Origin of the sequence: Desulfovibrio sp. (genome assembly GCF_035644575.1) — a bacterium.
Classification (GTDB): domain Bacteria; phylum Desulfobacterota; class Desulfovibrionia; order Desulfovibrionales; family Desulfovibrionaceae; genus Desulfovibrio.
Genome location: NZ_DASQOG010000106.1, coordinates 1 through 16,036, shown reverse-complemented (window position 1 = coordinate 16,036; position 16,036 = coordinate 1). Strand labels below are relative to the sequence as shown.

The 16,036-nt window shown below is 60.9% G+C and carries 17 protein-coding genes; all 17 read left to right on the top strand.

Annotation, left to right across the window (positions count from 1 at the left end; translation table 11 throughout):
* The first annotated feature begins 270 nt into the window (after positions 1 to 270).
* A complete protein-coding gene (locus VEZ52_RS06215; protein ID WP_324836053.1) occupies positions 271 to 3,984 on the top strand; it encodes a complex I subunit 5 family protein in 3,714 nt (1,237 codons plus the stop codon).
* On the top strand, positions 3,984 to 4,955 hold the full coding sequence (locus VEZ52_RS06210; RefSeq protein ID WP_192112241.1) for a respiratory chain complex I subunit 1 family protein: 972 nt from the start codon (positions 3,984 to 3,986) through the stop codon (positions 4,953 to 4,955). The genes VEZ52_RS06215 and VEZ52_RS06210 overlap by 1 nt, the downstream gene beginning before the upstream one ends.
* Positions 4,956 to 4,980: 25 nt before the next feature.
* Positions 4,981 to 5,415, top strand: coding sequence for an NADH-quinone oxidoreductase subunit B family protein (locus tag VEZ52_RS06205; RefSeq protein ID WP_034604940.1), 435 nt, complete (start codon positions 4,981 to 4,983; stop codon positions 5,413 to 5,415).
* Between the two features lies 1 nt (position 5,416).
* Positions 5,417 to 5,995: a 4Fe-4S dicluster domain-containing protein gene (locus VEZ52_RS06200; RefSeq protein WP_324836051.1), complete on the top strand. Its 579-nt coding sequence runs from the start codon at positions 5,417 to 5,419 to the stop codon at positions 5,993 to 5,995.
* Between the two features lie 23 nt (positions 5,996 to 6,018).
* On the top strand, positions 6,019 to 6,558 hold the full coding sequence (locus VEZ52_RS06195; protein WP_022657683.1) for an NADH-quinone oxidoreductase subunit C: 540 nt from the start codon (positions 6,019 to 6,021) through the stop codon (positions 6,556 to 6,558).
* Positions 6,551 to 7,633, top strand: a complete 1,083-nt coding sequence (locus tag VEZ52_RS06190; protein ID WP_298995033.1) for a nickel-dependent hydrogenase large subunit — start codon at positions 6,551 to 6,553, stop codon at positions 7,631 to 7,633. The genes VEZ52_RS06195 and VEZ52_RS06190 overlap by 8 nt, the downstream gene beginning before the upstream one ends.
* Before the next feature lie 26 nt (positions 7,634 to 7,659).
* Positions 7,660 to 8,043 carry a hydrogenase maturation nickel metallochaperone HypA gene (locus tag VEZ52_RS06185; RefSeq protein ID WP_022657681.1) on the top strand — a complete coding sequence of 128 codons (384 nt, stop codon included), beginning with the start codon at positions 7,660 to 7,662 and terminating at the stop codon, positions 8,041 to 8,043.
* Positions 8,036 to 9,034, top strand: a complete 999-nt coding sequence (locus tag VEZ52_RS06180) for a 4Fe-4S dicluster domain-containing protein (protein WP_324836050.1) — start codon at positions 8,036 to 8,038, stop codon at positions 9,032 to 9,034. Before VEZ52_RS06185 ends, VEZ52_RS06180 begins: the two co-directional genes overlap by 8 nt.
* 473 nt (positions 9,035 to 9,507) lie before the next feature.
* Complete coding sequence (locus tag VEZ52_RS06175) at positions 9,508 to 10,194, top strand: Crp/Fnr family transcriptional regulator (RefSeq protein WP_324836049.1); 687 nt, start codon at positions 9,508 to 9,510, stop codon at positions 10,192 to 10,194.
* Positions 10,195 to 10,361: 167 nt separating this feature from the next.
* Positions 10,362 to 10,943 carry a flavodoxin family protein gene (locus VEZ52_RS06170; protein WP_324836048.1) on the top strand — a complete coding sequence of 194 codons (582 nt, stop codon included), beginning with the start codon at positions 10,362 to 10,364 and terminating at the stop codon, positions 10,941 to 10,943.
* A gap of 31 nt (positions 10,944 to 10,974) precedes the next feature.
* Positions 10,975 to 11,427 (top strand): pyridoxamine 5'-phosphate oxidase family protein, encoded by a 453-nt coding sequence (locus tag VEZ52_RS06165; RefSeq protein ID WP_324836047.1) that lies wholly within the window; start codon positions 10,975 to 10,977, stop codon positions 11,425 to 11,427.
* 67 nt (positions 11,428 to 11,494) lie between these two features.
* Positions 11,495 to 12,883: a 4Fe-4S binding protein gene (locus tag VEZ52_RS06160; RefSeq protein WP_324836046.1), complete on the top strand. Its 1,389-nt coding sequence runs from the start codon at positions 11,495 to 11,497 to the stop codon at positions 12,881 to 12,883.
* A gap of 76 nt (positions 12,884 to 12,959) precedes the next feature.
* Positions 12,960 to 13,499, top strand: a complete 540-nt coding sequence (locus VEZ52_RS06155) for an HPP family protein (protein WP_324836045.1) — start codon at positions 12,960 to 12,962, stop codon at positions 13,497 to 13,499.
* A gap of 305 nt (positions 13,500 to 13,804) precedes the next feature.
* Positions 13,805 to 14,605: an AzlC family ABC transporter permease gene (locus tag VEZ52_RS06150; protein ID WP_324836044.1), complete on the top strand. Its 801-nt coding sequence runs from the start codon at positions 13,805 to 13,807 to the stop codon at positions 14,603 to 14,605.
* The gene (locus VEZ52_RS06145; RefSeq protein ID WP_324836043.1) at positions 14,602 to 14,952 is read left to right on the top strand and encodes an AzlD domain-containing protein; all 351 of its coding nucleotides are present in this window, start codon (positions 14,602 to 14,604) and stop codon (positions 14,950 to 14,952) included. Before VEZ52_RS06150 ends, VEZ52_RS06145 begins: the two co-directional genes overlap by 4 nt.
* Positions 14,952 to 15,260: a DUF4911 domain-containing protein gene (locus VEZ52_RS06140; RefSeq protein ID WP_324836042.1), complete on the top strand. Its 309-nt coding sequence runs from the start codon at positions 14,952 to 14,954 to the stop codon at positions 15,258 to 15,260. The genes VEZ52_RS06145 and VEZ52_RS06140 overlap by 1 nt, the downstream gene beginning before the upstream one ends.
* A 194-nt stretch (positions 15,261 to 15,454) precedes the next feature.
* Positions 15,455 to 16,036, top strand: a 582-nt coding sequence (pyrH, locus tag VEZ52_RS06135; protein ID WP_324836041.1) for a UMP kinase, incomplete at its 3' end; no start/stop codon positions are given.

Below are 16,036 nucleotides of genomic sequence, written 5' to 3'. Positions count from 1 at the left end.
CAAAATCGCGCAAATAGCAAACCGTTTATTGCTCCCACCCTCACATTACCCATTTTGATACCATTTTTTGCAATCTACCTGTTCTTCTTGGAAGAGTTGTTGCTTGCAACGGTTTGCAAAGTGGGCTAAGCCAAAAAAACTCTTTAAGATCATTTTTTCACGACATGGTATAGTGGTGATACCACAATGCCATTTAGGAAGTGCGGCCCGGACTTGACCGGGTTGATCCGCCGGGTACATCCGAGAGACCCGCAAACCACGGGGCAAACTATGACGGAATCACTGTTTTCGGCAGGCGGCTTTCTTGTGCCGCTTCTCGTGGGCATGGCCCTTATGCTGTACGGCGCGGCGCAGTCCGTGCGACAGCGCAACAATCCCCGCAGCCTGATCCTATGGGGTTCGCTGCATGATGCAGGCATTTTCTGCCTGGGTCTTGGAGCAAGCGGCGGCATCAACAGCACTGGCCTGTGGCTTTTTGTGCTGTTCCAGGCAGCCGCACGGCTGCTGGCCTGGGCCGCCCTTTCACGGCTGACCCCCCCGGCGCTCAACGCACCGGTGCAGCTGCAGGATTTGCGCGCCACTGGCAAACGTCAACCCTGGACAGCAGCCTGCTTCGGCCTTGGCATGCTGGCAGCGGTGGGCGGTTCGCCCTTCCTGGTGCCTGAAGCCCGCATGTTCATCAGTTCTGGCATTCTGGGCAGCATGCCCGGCGCCATGGCGGCGCTCTTGTGCATGGCCCTCGCCACCACAGTTCTTATCTGGCTGCATGTGGAAGCAGTGCGCATTGCCGTGCTGGACACCACCGGCGAAGAAACCCCTGCTTCATGGGCAGCGCCTTCAGGCAATGTTTTTGTGATGCTGGGCCTCGCGGTAGTTGTGGCGTTGCTGGGCCTGTTCAGAGGCCCCATCACCGAACTGTTCGCTTCTGCCTACAATGTGGCTGTTCCGCATTCGGCAACGCATCCGGCATACTGGTGTTATTACGCCGGTGCGTTCCTGACCGGCATTGCATTCCTGGCAAAGTTTGACCGCGCGCCCCTGGTGGGCGTGGCCTTCTCCGCTCTGGCGCTGGCGACCACCATCGCCACCCCGGCGGGCCCCACGGCCAAACTCTTCCTGGTCATGATCGCCGTTGTGGGTCTGGTCGTCAGCATCTACTCGCTGAGCTACATCCACGAGCGTCAGGGCCGCTACTGGTTCTTCCTGCTGCTGACATTCGCATCGCTGGCGGGCATCGTCTCCGCTGCCGACTCGGCGACCATGTACGGCTACTGGGAACTCATGACCTTCGCCTCCTACTTTCTGGTGGTGCATGAGAACAACCGCAGCGCCTACAACGCCGGCCTCAAATATTATGTCATGTGCGCGGGCGGCGCTCTGTTCATGCTGCCCGGCCTTCTGCTGCTGGGCGATCCTTCGCTTTCGTTCGGGCTGATGCAGGGCGCGTTTGTGCTCTGCCTGGCTGGCTTTGGCGTGAAGATGGGCCTTGTGCCCCTGCACTCCTGGCTGCCTGACGCCCACCCCGCAGCGCCTTCCTCGGTGTCTGGTCCCCTTTCGGGTATCATCACCAAGATGGGCGTGTTCGGCATAGTGGCAGTGCTGCTCATGCGTCCCATGATCATGGGCATGCCCGGCTTGTTCGGCCTTTCCTGGCTGGGCACCGGCCTTGTGGCCATGGGCGCGGCAACCCTGATCTTTGGCGAGATCATGGCTCTGCGTCAGGACGACATCAAACGCATGCTGGCCTATTCGACCCTCGGGCAGATTGGTGAAATCGCCCTGGTGCTCGGCGTAGGCACGTGGCTTTCGACCACCGGCGCGCTGTGGCACATGCTCAACCACGCCATCATGAAAGACCTGCTCTTCCTTGGAGCTGGCGCTCTCATCATGCGCGCGGGCAGCCGCAAACTTGCAGACCTGCGCGGCCTTGGCCGCCAGATGCCCGTGACCGTTGCCTGCATGGGCATCGGCCTTGTGAGCATCATGGGCCTGCCGCCTTTTGGCGCTTTCTACAGCAAATTCCTGATGATTCAGGCGGCCACCACCGCCGGGCACATCTGGCTGGCGGCCCTGATTCTGGGCGGCTCGCTGGTGGGCCTGATCTACTACACGCGCATTCTGAAAACCCTTGTGTTTGAAGAACGCCCCGCCGACCTGCCCGCCGTGACCGAAGCGCCGCGCAGCATGCAGATCGGCCTGATCATTCTGGCGGGTATTTGCGTTATCATGGGTCTTGCCCCGCAGCTCGCCATGAATCTTGTGGTGCCTGTGGCCTCCATGTGCTTCACGCCCAACCTCAACGACCCCGACGTGCTCCTGGCCATGAATGTGTCCTGGCCCATCTTCGTGGTTGTTCCCGTGTTTGGCGCCGTGCTGCCCGCCCTGTTCTACCGTGACCGCAAAAAGGCCGGATGGGCCAGCGTGGGCGTGCTGCTGTTCACCGCGCTGCTGGTCATCCTGTTTGGCCGCGATCTGGATACGCTTTCCTTCTGCTTTGCCCTGGTGGTTCCTGTGCTTGGCGCGGTCAACATGGCCTACGCCCTCGGCTACATGGAACACAGCCATCGCCAGTGGCGCTTCTACTGCGCCTTTACCGCCATGTGCGGCGGCCTGGTCGGCATGGCCGCCAGCCAGTACATGCTGAGCTTCTTCCTGTTCTGGGAAATCATGAGCTCGTGGACGCTGTATCTGGCCATTGCCCATGAGGGCGACAAAGACTCGCTCCGCGAGGCCTTCAAGTACTTTATCTTCAACGTGTTCGGCGCGGGCTTCATCTTCCTGGGCATGTGCGTTGTGGGGCCCTTCACGCCTTTCAACGCCACTCTGCTCACGGGTGCCACACCTTACATGCCCCACGGCGCGGCATGGCTCGGCATGGCCCTGCTGGCTGCCGGTTTCCTGATGAAGGCGGCCCAGCTGCCCTTCCGCATTGACTGGCAGATGCACCCGGCCCTGGCGCCCACGCCTGTTTCCGGCTACATCTCGTCCGTGCTGCTTAAGAGCGCCATCCTCGGCCTCATCAAGCTGTTCATGCTCATGGGCGGCGGCTTTATGCTGGCTGGCGTGCTGGGCGGCATGGAGCAGAACATCATCAGCACCGTTGCCATGTGGATCGGCGGCATCACCATCATCATGGCTGCCGTGCAGGCCCTGCGCACCAACGTCATCAAGCTTGTGTTCATCTATTCCACGGTGAGCCAGCTTGGGTACATGGTGCTGGCGGTTGCCGCTGGCGGCGCGCTGGGTTACGCGGGCGGCATGCTGCACGTGATCAACCACGTGTTCTTCAAGGATCTGCTGTTCCTTGTGTGCGGCGCTGTCATGTTTGCCACCCACAGGGAAACGCTGGAAGACCTTGGCGGCATTGGCCGCCACATGCCCTTTACCCTTGCCATGTTCGCCATTGCCGGGCTTTCGGTTGTGGGCGTGCCGCCCACCAGCGGATTCTCGTCCAAATGGCTTATCTACCATGCCCTCATGGAAGCGGGCCAGCCCTTCCTGGCGCTGCTCTCCCTGATCGGCAGCGTGCTGACCATGGCCTACATTGCCAAGTTCCTGCATGCGGCCTTCCTGGGCCAGCCCTCGCCCAACCTGCACGAAGTGCATGAGGCCCCGCTGATCATGCGCGTGCCCATGGGCATTCTGGCTGCCGGTTGCGTGATCACGGGCGTGTTCCCCGGTCTGGCCCTTGGCCCCATCAACAACGTATTGGCTGAATACGGCTTTATGCCGCTCAATGTGGGCCTGTCCGGCGTGCTTTCCGGCCCCGGCGCATGGAACGCCACAGGCATGTTCGTCATGATGGCCCTTGCATTTGCTGGCGGACGCTGGTTCGTGCTGCGCTTTACCCGCCTGCGCGAAATTGACGTCCACACCTGCGGTCTGCCGGTCGAAACGTCCACCAGCCGCATGAAGCCTTCCAGCATTTTCGGGGAAATCCTCGGCCTTATGGGCGGCAATAAGCCCGCCAAGGAGAACCGCTGATGAGCGACACTCTGCTTGCCATACTGCACATGTGCATCTTCCCCGGCGGGGCCTTTGCCCTGCTGGTGGCCATGTTCTTCAAAGGACTTGACCGCCGGGTCGAAGCGCGGCTGCAGCGCCGCGTCGGCCCCCCGCTGATCCAGCCCTGGCTCGACATAGCCAAGCTGCTGACCAAGGAAACCCTTATCCCCAAAACCGCCTGCCGCTCGGCCTTTTTGATGGCCCCGGTGTTCGGTTTCACGGGTATGGCCGTGTGCGCGGCCTTCATACCGATCCCCGGCGTATTCAACGGTCTGTTCAACATGGGCGACCTGCTGGTGATCTTCTACCTGCTGCCCATCCCGGCCATGGCCATCATGCTGGGCGGCTCGGCCTCCAGTTCGCCTTACGGCGCTGTGGGCTTCTCGCGCGAAATGATGCTGATGCTGGCCTACGAAACGCCGCTGCTCATGATTCTGCTCTCGGTCGCCATGCTCACGGGCAAGGTGCTGAGCGGCGGTGCCTGGGGCGCGGAATTCTCGCTGCTCAAGATCGTCGCCATGCAGCAGCAGGTGGGTTCCTTCGGGTTCAACCCGACCATGATTCCTGCTCTGCTGGCCTATCTGATCTTCCTGCCCGGCACCATGGGCGTTGTGCCCTTTGATATCCCCGAGGCGGAAACAGAACTCATCGAAGGCCCCCTGCTGGAATACGGCGGCCCGCTGCTGGCCCTGTTCCAGATCACGTCCGCGCTCAAGACCTTTGTAGTTTTGGGCCTGGGGGTTGCGCTTTTCTTCCCCGGCACCATATCTGACATATGGCTGGTGAATCTGGTCTGGTTCCTGCTCAAGTGCCTTGGGCTCATGCTGGTTTCGCTCACGCTGGTCAAGTCGGCCACCGGGCGCTTCCGCATTGACCAGGCCTTCCGTTTCTACATAACTGTGCCCACGGCGCTTGCGCTGTGCAGCCTTATACTGGTCTGGGTGATGTAAGGAGGCCGACGTGTCGCTGGATAACATGCTTAAAAAACTCTCCGTGCGGTCGCCGTGGCTTTTCCGCATCAACGCAGGCTCGTGCAACGGTTGCGACGTGGAACTGGCAACCACCGCCTGTATTCCGCGCTATGACGTGGAACGCCTGGGTTGCCGCTATTGCGGCAGCCCCCGCCATGCCGACATTGTGCTTGTAACAGGCCCTCTGACCACCAGGGTGCGCGACCGCGTGCTTAAAGTGTGGAACGAAATTCCCGAACCCAAGGTCACTGTGGCGGTGGGCATCTGCCCCATCTCGGGTGGCGTGTTCCGCGAAGGCTACTCCATTGAAGGCCCGCTTGACCGCTACATCCCGGTAGACGTCAACGTGCCCGGTTGCCCGCCGCGCCCGCAGGCCATTCTTGAGGCTGTGGTGCTGGCGCGTTCCATCTGGCTGAAAAAACTGGGCGTGGAGGAGTGATATGGCGGGCTTTCTGAAAGTTCTGTTCCGCAATTTGCTGGAAGGTCCAAGTACCGACCCCTTCCCCTTGGGAGAAACCTTCACCCCTGACAGGCTGCGCGGCAAGGCAGTGGTTGATCCTGATCTGTGCATGGGCTGCGGCATCTGCCGTCACTCGTGCGCAGCAGGGGCCATCAACATCTCGCCTCTGCCCGACCGCAAGGGTTTTACCATCACCATATGGCAAAACTCCTGCTGCCTGTGCGCCTCGTGCCGTCATTACTGCCCCACCGGGGCCATGAGCATCACGACCGACTGGCACACCGCGCATCCGGAATCGGAAAAATTCAACCGCATCGAACAGCAGACTATTCGCTACGAACCCTGCGCCGGTTGCGGCGAGCTTATGCGCCCCCTGCCCAAAAAGCTGGCCGAAAAGCTCTATGCCTATAATGATGAAATCGACAGGGATCTGACGCGCAGGCTCTGCCCCAAATGCCGCCAGCTTGAGGACGCCAAGCGCAATGCCTGCGTACTGCCCGCCGCCAGCGGCGATGCAGCGGCGACCAGCGTCACTTCTGCCGCTCCCACCAAGGATTAGCGGTTCATACCCGCGGAGAACATATGCAAGAGACAATTAACGGCAACGCCAAAGTCATCGAGGGGCTTTCAGCCCTGTGTACCGAAGACGACGCCGTACACCACAGCACGGACAGCTTCGGCAACGCTTTTCACTGGTTCAGGCTGGGTACGCCCCGCATGTTGCAGGATGCCGCCGCCATCATGAGCGAAGCCAAGGCGCGCCTGTGCATGACCACCGCTTACAACCGCCGCCAGCTCAGCGAGCCCATGCAGGAAGTTTGCTACCACTTTGAGCTTGACGGCGTGGTCTACAACATGACTGTGACCCTTAACGGCGAGTGGCCCACCGTGCCCTCCATCACCCCCCTGTTCGCCAATGCCGACTGGCACGAACGGGAAATGATGGAACTCTACGGCATTCAGGTTACAGGCCACCCCAATCCCACGCGCCTGTTTCTGGATGAAGAGCTTGACGCAGGCATTCTCAACGAGGCCGTGCCCCTGTCCATCATGATGAACGGGGCCTGCACCACCGACCTCTGGGAACGCATTCTCAATGACAAGGAGCGCAACCATGAGTAACACCTTCACCATGCCTCTGGGCCCCGTACACGTGGCCCTTGAGGAACCGGTATATTTCCACCTCACGGTGGAGGGTGAAACGGTTCGCCACGTGGAGCTGACCTCCGGTCACGTGCACCGCGGCATGGAAGCCATGGCTACCCAGCGCAACCTCGTCAAGAACGTCACCCTTACTGAGCGCGTCTGCTCGTTGTGTTCCAACAGCCACTCCTTCACCTACAGCATGGTGGTGGAAAACGTACTCGGCATCACCATTCCCGAGCGCGCCTGCTACCTGCGCGTGGTGGCCGAAGAAATCAAGCGCATTGCCTCGCATCTCTTCAACACTGCCATTCAGGCGCATATCATCGGCTTCAAGTCGCTGTTCATGCACGTGATGGAAGTGCGTGAAATGATGCAGGACCTCAAGGAAACCGTTTACGGCAACCGCATGAACCTGGCGGCCAACTGCATTGGCGGCGTCAAATACAACGTCACGCCCGATCTGTTGGACTACATGCTCAAGACACTTGCCAAGGTTGAACCGCAGGTGGATGAAATCCGCGAGATCTACGCCACCAACGGCATGGTTCTTGGCCGCACCAAGGGCCTTGGCCTGCTGCCCAAGGAAGACGCTGTCCACCTTGGCGTGGTTGGCCCCGTGGCCCGCGGTTCCGGCGTCGCCATCGACGTGCGCAAGGATTCGCCTTACGCCGCCTACGGCAAGCTGAACTTTAACTCGGTTCTTGAGCACGGCTGCTGCGTGAACTCGCGCACAATGGTGCGGCTGCACGAGATATTTGAATCGTTCAGCCTCATCCGCCAGTGCATCGAAAGGATGCCCGAGGGCGAAGTCACCGCCCCCATGCGCCAGATCCGTACGGCAGAGGCCTGCGCCCGCACCGAGGCCCCGCGCGGCGAAGTGTTCTACTACATCCGCACCAATGGCACGGATATGCCCTCGCGCCTCAAATGGCGTGTGCCTTCCTACATGAACTGGAAGGCTCTGGGCGTCATGATGCGTGACTGCAAGGTGGCCGATGTGGCGCTGATAACCAACAGCATCGACCCCTGCGTTTCCTGCACCGAACGCTAGGCGCGAAGGGTCGGAGAGTTTGATCCATGCATGAGGCAACGCTGGTTCAGGGACTGCTGAACATGGCCATCAAGGCCGTGGAAGACCACAATAAGGCGCATCCGGAATCTCCGGTCAGCCGTATCGCGGAATTTCAGTGCGAACTGGGCCTGCTTGCCTGCGTGGAAGCGCAAACGCTCACCGCCTGCTTTGAACTGCTGGCGGAAGGAACCCTTGCCGAGGGCGCAAAGCTTACGCTTGCCTGCGCGCCCCTGGCCTGTACCTGCAATCAGTGCGGACATGAATTCAGCCTGACGCAACGGCATTTCGTCTGCCCAAGTTGCGGCGGCGAAAACATCCACTTCAACGGGGGTCATGGGATGACGCTTATGGCCCTGCACGTTGCATCCGAGGAAACGGACCATGACTGAACATATCCAGGTCGTACCCGACAAATGCCGCGCCTGCCGCCGCTGTGAAGTGGCCTGCATTGCCGCCCACCACGGCATGAGCTTTAAAGAGGCCATGAAACACCGCGACGAACTGGTTTCGCGCGTACAGGTGGTCAAGGCCGAAGGCTTCAAGACCACCGTGCGTTGCCACCAGTGCGACCACGCGCCCTGCGCCAACGTGTGCCCCACCGGCGCATTGCAGCAGGATGCCGACGGCCGCATCATCATGCGCGTACAATACTGTGTTGCCTGTAAGATGTGCATCGCTGCATGCCCTTACGGCACCATCACCCTTGACACCATCGGCATGCCCTCCGTGGATGGCGACGATGGTGAAACCCTGGCCCAGCGCGCCCGCCGTGAAGTGGCCGTGCGCTGCGACATGTGCCGCGCATGGCGCATGGAAAACGGCAAGCGCATCACCGCCTGCATGGAAGCCTGCCCGGCCCACGCCCTTTCGCTGGTGCTGGCCGACGGTTCGGTGGTGGAAGCCCCTGCGCCGGAAAAGAAGCCTGCCATTGAAGGCGCGCCGGAAAAACCCGCCGCTCCCGTGGCCGAACCCGGCCCCCGTGCGTCCGTGACGGCTGCTGGCCGCGCCCCTGAAGAAGCCAAGGCTGAGGAACCCAAGGTTGAAGCCCCTGCCGCCCCTGTGGCGGAAGCGGCGGCTCCGGCCCCAGTTGCGGAGGCTCCTGTAGCGCCTAAAGCCGAGGAACCCAAGGTAGATACTCCTGTGGAAGCTCCCGCAGAAGCTCCCGTGGAAGCCCCTGTCGAAGCCAAAGCCGCTGTGGAAGAAACGCCCGCGCCGGAAGTCAAGGCGGAGCCTGCGGCGGAAGCCCCGGCAACGGAACCCGCAGCTGCGGCAACACCGGTTGAAACCAAGCCCGAAGCTGCTCCGGCAGCGCCCAAGGCTGCGGCCTCCAAGCCTGCCAAGAGCAGCAAAAAGGCCACCAAGAAGGGCGGCAAGAAGTAAGCGCTTCTGCCAACTCTGCACATTCAGGCCTCGGCGCGGCAGTCGGATTATCCCGGCTTCTGCGCCGAGGCTTTGCGCTTTATGGTAATGCCGCACATTTCCCCAGGTTGCAGCTCATAAAGCCCTTACTGCTTGAAATGCCCGCCTAAGGCAGGCAAAATTCTGCCTGCTTGCATTTCGTGGCAAGGATTTTCAGAAAATACCTCGCAGGCATTCGCTCCTTTCATCCACAGGCTGCTCTAAAATTCCCTTTTTCTACACTCCCTTGCCCTAAGCTGGCCTGAAGCACAATTTTTGAATAACAAGTTTTTGTGATCTCGGTCACAGAATATCCCGGCCATTTCTGGTGTATTGCCAATGTTGCTGACAACAGACCTTGCTGTCAGCCATGGCACAGAGGCGTTCCGTACAGACGTAAGCTAAACTGCACTACCAGGCCGCCAGCGCTCATACTGCGGCCTGAGGGAGACAAGATGGAAAACAGCGACCTGCAAACCATCCATGCTGCCTTGCAAACCGGCCCCTTTGCGGCCATGTCGGATACTGAACGCCAAAAGCTGGCGCTGCACGCCCGTGTGCAGCCATTCAGCCAGGGCGCGACACTGTTTCGCGAAGGCGAAGCCACAGCCGATGCCATGCTGCTGCTTTCGGGCATGGTCAAACTGTGCCGCCACTCGGCTCAGGGCAAGGAATGTGTACTGCACCTTGTGCGTTGCGGCAGAATGCTGGACGCCGGGGTGCTTTTTTATGAAGAAGGCCTGCCCGCAACGGCTATCGGGGTGCAGAACGGCGTAGTTTTGCGGCTAGAACGCAAGGCGCTGCTTGAAGCCCTGCGCAACGATGCGGCCCTTGGGGTTGCCATGCTGGCGGCCATGAGCCTGCGCCAGCGCCTGTTCATCAACAAGATTGCGGGATCGCAGGGCCGCATTTCTGTTTCGGGCCGGGTTGCGGCATGGCTGCTGCACCGGGCAAAAATGGAAAAAAGCGCCACCCTGAGCATGGGCGTTACCCAGGAAACCCTGGCCCGACAGATGGGGATAAGCCGCGAGAGTCTGAGCCGGGAGCTCAGCGCCCTGGCATCAGCCGGTCTCATTGACCGCGACCGCCGACGCATCATTCTGCTTGATGCCAACGCCCTGCGCGAAAGGGCCGACGCATAGCTTCATTTCATTTTGATACTGCTCTGTCGGCTGCGGGCGCAGCTTTGACCATTATCCAGTGAAGATGCCGCCAATCAGGCAGCACCGCCTTTATGAGTGCGCGCTCGCCAGAGAGCGCTCCAAGCGCATTGAGAACGAACCGCTCAAAAAATTGTTTCAGGATCTGTATGAACGCTTGCATTGTCTATTCTTCCTGCACGGGCAATACCCGCAAAGTGGCTGAGGCTCTTGCCGACACCTCTGGTCATCCCTGCTTTCCCGTGCGCAACGCACCAGAGCCGGACGGCTTTGATATGCTGGCCCTGGGTTTTTGGGTGCGCAAAGGCCAGCCCGATGCCCGCGCCCTGCGCTACATGGAACGCGTGCGCGGCAAGCATGTATTTTTTTTCGGCACGCTGGGAGCATGGCCCCATTCAGACCACGCCCGCCGCTGCATGGCTGCAACACATGAAATTTTACAGGCTGGCGGCAATACGATAGTTGATGGATTCTTGTGTCAGGGCCGGGTCAATCCGCAGGTGGTTGCCGCATCGCAGCGCAAGGGCGGTCATCCCCTGAGCCCCGAGCGTCTGGCCCGTCTGCGCGAGGCGGAGCGTCACCCGGACGCGACAGACCTGGCGGCGGCGTGCCTGCACTGGCAACGCAGCCTGCAAAAACACACTGTCAATTTTTCTGTGACGCCAGCCCCCTGCTTTGTCGCAGACATTTTATCCACGCCGGAACCCATCGGCAGCAATACCTCGCTGTAACCAGCCAGCAGGCCAGTATCAGGAGCCGCAAATGCGCAAACAGAACCGCGAATGCCTTGATCCGGCATTTTTTGACGAAGTTTTTTCCTCTGCCGATGACCTCTGCCTTGCCATGCACGATGGGGAATTTCCCTATGTCATTCCGCTCAACTTTGTGCGCCAGGGCAACTGCATCTACATCCACTGCGCCCTTGAAGGACACAAGCTGGACTGTATACGCCGCAACCCCAATGTGGCCTTTACCTTGTGCGCGGATGTGACCATCCACAGGGAAAAGTCCACGACCTATTACAAATCGCTGTGCGGCACTGGCCGCGCCATGATTGTGGATGACCCGGCGGAAAAGGGCCTCGCCCTTGATGCCCTGGCAGTGCGCTACGCCGCCCTTTGCCCCACGCCCACGCCGGATGCCGCACTTGCCCGCACGGGAGTGGTGCGCATTGACATTGTGGATCTGGTGGGCAAGCGCAAACTGCCCAAGTAAACGCCTCACCCCATGCACGGCGGCGCGTAGTAGCGCCATAAAATGCCGAATGTAAAGGAAGTCTGACATGCGCGGAGCTTCCCGCCTTATCCCCTTGCCTTCTTTTCTGGCCCTGCTGCCTGCCGGAGCGCACTTCTGGCGCAGCGGACAGCCCGGCCTTGCCGCCGCCTGCCTTGCACTGGCCCTGCTTGCCTGGGGCCGCGCCGCATGGGTGCGCCTGCTGCTCCTGCTGGTGCTGCCTCTGCTGGCCGCCCGCTGGATATGGGCTGCGGCCCAGTTTGTACAACTGCGCCTGTTCATGGGCGAACCGTGGCACAGGCTGGCTGTTATCCTGCTGAGCGTGGCCCTGCTGACGGCGCTCGCCGCCCTGCCCCTGCTGCGCGAATCCGCGCAACAACATTACCATAAGGGCGACGCCAACGCGCGCACCCAACTGGCGGCGCTGCTTCTTTGTCTTGGCCTGTTGCTGCCGGTCTGGCTTATGAAGCCGCAGATGCTGGTTATTGAACGATTTTTCCCTCAATGGGGATCGCTGCAACTGGCGCTGGCGGGCATATGGGCGGCATGCGCAGCAGGATGGCTGAGCGGTAAAAAGGTTCCGCAGGTCAGAATGCGCCTGTGGCGGCTCTTTTCACTGGTCTTTTTCGCCCAGCTTGTTCTCGGGCTGGCACTGGAAAGCCGCTTTCTCCTCAGCGGGCAACTGCATCTGCCTGTTCCGGGGCTGATCGCCGCCGCGCCCATCTATCGTGGCGGCGGCTGGTTCATGCTGGGTTTGTTCGCCTTTTCCACCCTGATTGCTGGCGCGGCCTGGTGCAGCCATCTTTGCTACTTTGGCGCATGGGATGCCAGCGCTGCAAAATCCTGCGCCGGCGGCCCGCACGGATTATCTGCGATAAAAAACTCCGGCTCCGCAAACACCGATTCCGGTAATGTTGCTCCGCCCATTCCCCGCCGCGCGCCCAGGTGGCTGCCATATCTGCGGCTTGCCATGCTGGGCCTGACCCTTGCCGTTCCCCTGCTCTTGCGCTTTTCGGGCGCGCCGCTGGAGGCTGCCCTTGCCTGCGGCCTGTTGCTGGGGCTGCTGGCTGTACCGGCTTCCCTGCTGGTCAGCCGCAAGGCCGGATACGCAGCCTACTGCCGGGGCCTCTGCCCGCTGGGACTTCTGGCAAAGTGGTTTGGCCGTCTTGCCCCCTGGCGTGTACGCCGCACAGGCCCCTGCCGCCGCTGCATGGCCTGCGTGCGTGTATGTCGTCAGGACGCCATGGGCGATCCCATGACGACATCAGGCCCCAATGCGGACTGCAATCTGTGCCGTGACTGCGTAGCCGTATGCCCGCAAAAGGCGCTCTCCATAACCTGCTACGGCATGCACGGCACGCAGGCCTGGGCAGGCCCGACACTCATTGCCCTGCTTGCTGCCCTGCACGCGGCCTTTCTTGCCATGGCCCGTATATAAGACAGCCCGTCCATTCAACCAGGGAAGCACGGCTTCACAACCGCGACTCTCGCAACATCTAGTAACGAGGATGCCAATGATGCGTGTTTTGCGCCGCCTGCGGGCAGGCACAATGGCCCCGCCCAGGGCCGACTGGAATGAAATATTCTGGGCGTGGGCAGGCAGTTGTCTGTCCATAATCAGCCTTGCGCTGCTTGAAAAGCTCTGCTCGCAAGAGTGGAATCTGCCCCTGCTTATTGGCTCGTTCGGCGCGTCCGCCGTGCTTGCCTTTGGCGCGCCCCACAGCCCGCTGGCCCAGCCCCGCAATCTTGTGGGCGGGCACGTGCTTTCCGCGCTTGTGGGCGTGACCTGCCAGCTCCTGTTCAGTGATAATCCGGTGCTGGCCTCGGGCCTTGCCGTTTCCACAGCCATTGCCCTCATGCACGCAACGCAGACCCTGCACCCTCCGGGCGGCGCAACGGCCCTTATCGCCGTCATCGGCGGCCCCGGCATCCACAGTCTCGGCTACTGGTACGTACTCCTGCCCTGCGCAGCGGGGGCCATCTGCATGCTGGCTCTGGCCTACGCGGCCAACAACCTCGCCGCCCGCAAGAGGTATCCCCTCTTCTGGTGGTAACGGCCTCGCAAAAAACGTGATGCTGACAATCCATATTTGCAGCACAGAGTCATAACAGTTTGCCTGCCTTTGTGGGGTCTGCCCCTACAGCTCATGACGAAGGCAGGCAAACTCCCTGCGGGGATGGATGGCAGCAACCGAAACACCCCGCCTTGCCTTCCTCACTGCTTCTGCTTGCCTCATGCCAGACGGGAATCAGCCGAACTCCCGCCATTCGCCGGGCTTGGAACCAAGACTCGGCTCCGACTTGCCAGCCAGGGGCAAAGGGCGTAGCCTCATTGTCTTACTTTTATCGAGGTTATGACATGTCCGGCATATCTTCCGCTTCCCCCCTGGCGGAGGGCCTGCGGCGCGCGCTGCCCATTGTGCTGGGCTACCTGCCCGTAGGCTTCGCTTTTGGGGTTCTTGCCGTCAAGAACAACATCCCGCCCTCTTTGGCTGTCGCCATGTCCGTGCTCATGTTTTCCGGCTCCGGCCAGTTCGTGTTCGCGGGCATGTGGGGCGCTGGCGCAAGCGCGCTCTCCATCATGGCGGCGGTGTTTATTGTAAACCTGCGCTATCTGTTGCAATCCGCCGCCGAATCTCCCTGGCTGGCGGGCCTGCCGCGCGGGCAACGCTTTTTGCTTGGCCTCGGCCTCACGGATGAGACCTTTGCCGTCCACGTCACAGCTTTTCAGAACGGCTGGCAACGCAGCCTCACCACGCTCTTTGTCTGCAACCAGACCGCGCAGATGGGCTGGGTTTCCGGCGCGGCCATCGGCGCGTTCTGCGGCGAGCTTGTGAGCGACGTCAAGCCGCTGGGTCTTGATTATGCGCTCACCGCCATGTTTCTGGCCCTGCTGGTGCCGCAGTGCGTCAGCCGCCTGCATGTGCTGGTGGCGCTCTTTACCACCACGCTTTCCATCAGCCTCAAGGCTGCGGGCATGACTCAGTGGAATATTGCCGTTGCCACGGTGCTGGGCGCAAGCCTTGGCACATGGCTCTTGGTGCGCAAGGCGCAGCACGAGGGCGCGCCCATTGACCTTGCCTGCGAAGCGCACACGCCCGACAAAGACTGCGAAGCTGCGAGCCTGAACACACCGCGCACAGAGGAGGCCGAATCATGAACGAAAGCGAATGGTTCAGCACCCATGCGGCCCTGATGCTCTGCCTGCTTGGCAGTGTGCTGGTTACGGTTCTGCCCAAGATTCTGCCGGTCACCTTTTTGAAGGGCGACAGCCTGCCACCGCTGCTGCGTCACTGGTTGTCCTTTGTGCCCGTTGCTGTCATGGCCGCCCTGGTGGGGCCGGATGTGTTCTTTTACGAAGGGCATTTCAACGCCGGGCCTTCCAACCTTTTTCTGATGGTGGCCCTGCCCTCCCTGCTGGTCGCGTGGTGGTCAAAGAATTATTTCCTTACGATTGCTTTTGGCCTCGGGTTGGTGATTCTGGCCCGCTGGACCGGGTTGTACTGATGCCGCGCGCACGAGGTTCCGCTTCCGGGCCGCCCTCCCTGCGCGAAAGGCGCAAACCGGCTCCCGCACTGCCGCCGCCAACGCGCAGCGCCAGCCTTTTGGTGCGTATTGCGCCGGAGCATACGGGGCTGTTCCGCTTTTTGCTCGAAGCCTATGAGCACATCGCCTATTTTACCGTGCTTGAAAACAAGACCGCCCTGTTGCGGGTTATCTTTTCACCTCACAGAGAGCGAGAGGCGCGCGAGGCTCTGGCCCAGATGGCCCAAAGCCTGCCATTTACCGTTGCGGAATGGCCCAAACAGGCGTAATCGCCGCTTCCAGACTGCGCCAGCTGCATCTGCTCAGAGCATTCAACCCTGCCGGGACTGCTGATGCAAAAACACTTTGAGCTGCGCGCAAATTCTGTTACAATCTTTACGTTTTGGGGCGGGGCCAAAAGCCCAGCCCTTTTCCTGCGTCCGGCGAAAGCCCGCAACACCTCAGCCTTTACCAAGGCGGACTCATGCCCACACTGAAATACAAGCGTGTGCTGCTCAAGCTGAGCGGCGAGGCCCTGGCCGGAGAAAACAAGACCGGCATTGACCCCGAAACCGTAGCCACCATCTGCCGTGAAATCGGCACCGTGCTCGAAATGGGTGTGGAAATGGCCCTTGTGATTGGCGGGGGCAATATTTTTCGCGGGCTTTCCGGCTCGGCCAAGGGCATGGAACGTTCGTCCGCCGACTACATGGGCATGCTGGCCACAGTGCTCAACGCGCTGGCCGTGCAGGATATGCTGGAAAAGCTGGGCTACCCCACGCGCGTACTTTCGGCCATCACCATGCAGGAAGTGTGCGAGCCCTTCATACGCCGCCGTGCCCTGCGCCATATGGAAAAAGGCCGCGTGGTCATCTGCGCCGCAGGCACCGGCAACCCCTACTTCACCACCGACACCACAGCCGCCCTGCGCGGCATGGAACTGAAGTGCGACGCCATCATCAAGGCCACCAAGGTTGACGGCATCTACGACAAAGACCCCAACAAATATTCCGATGCCGTCAAGTACGACAGCATCACCTATGACGAAACACTGGCGCGCCATCTG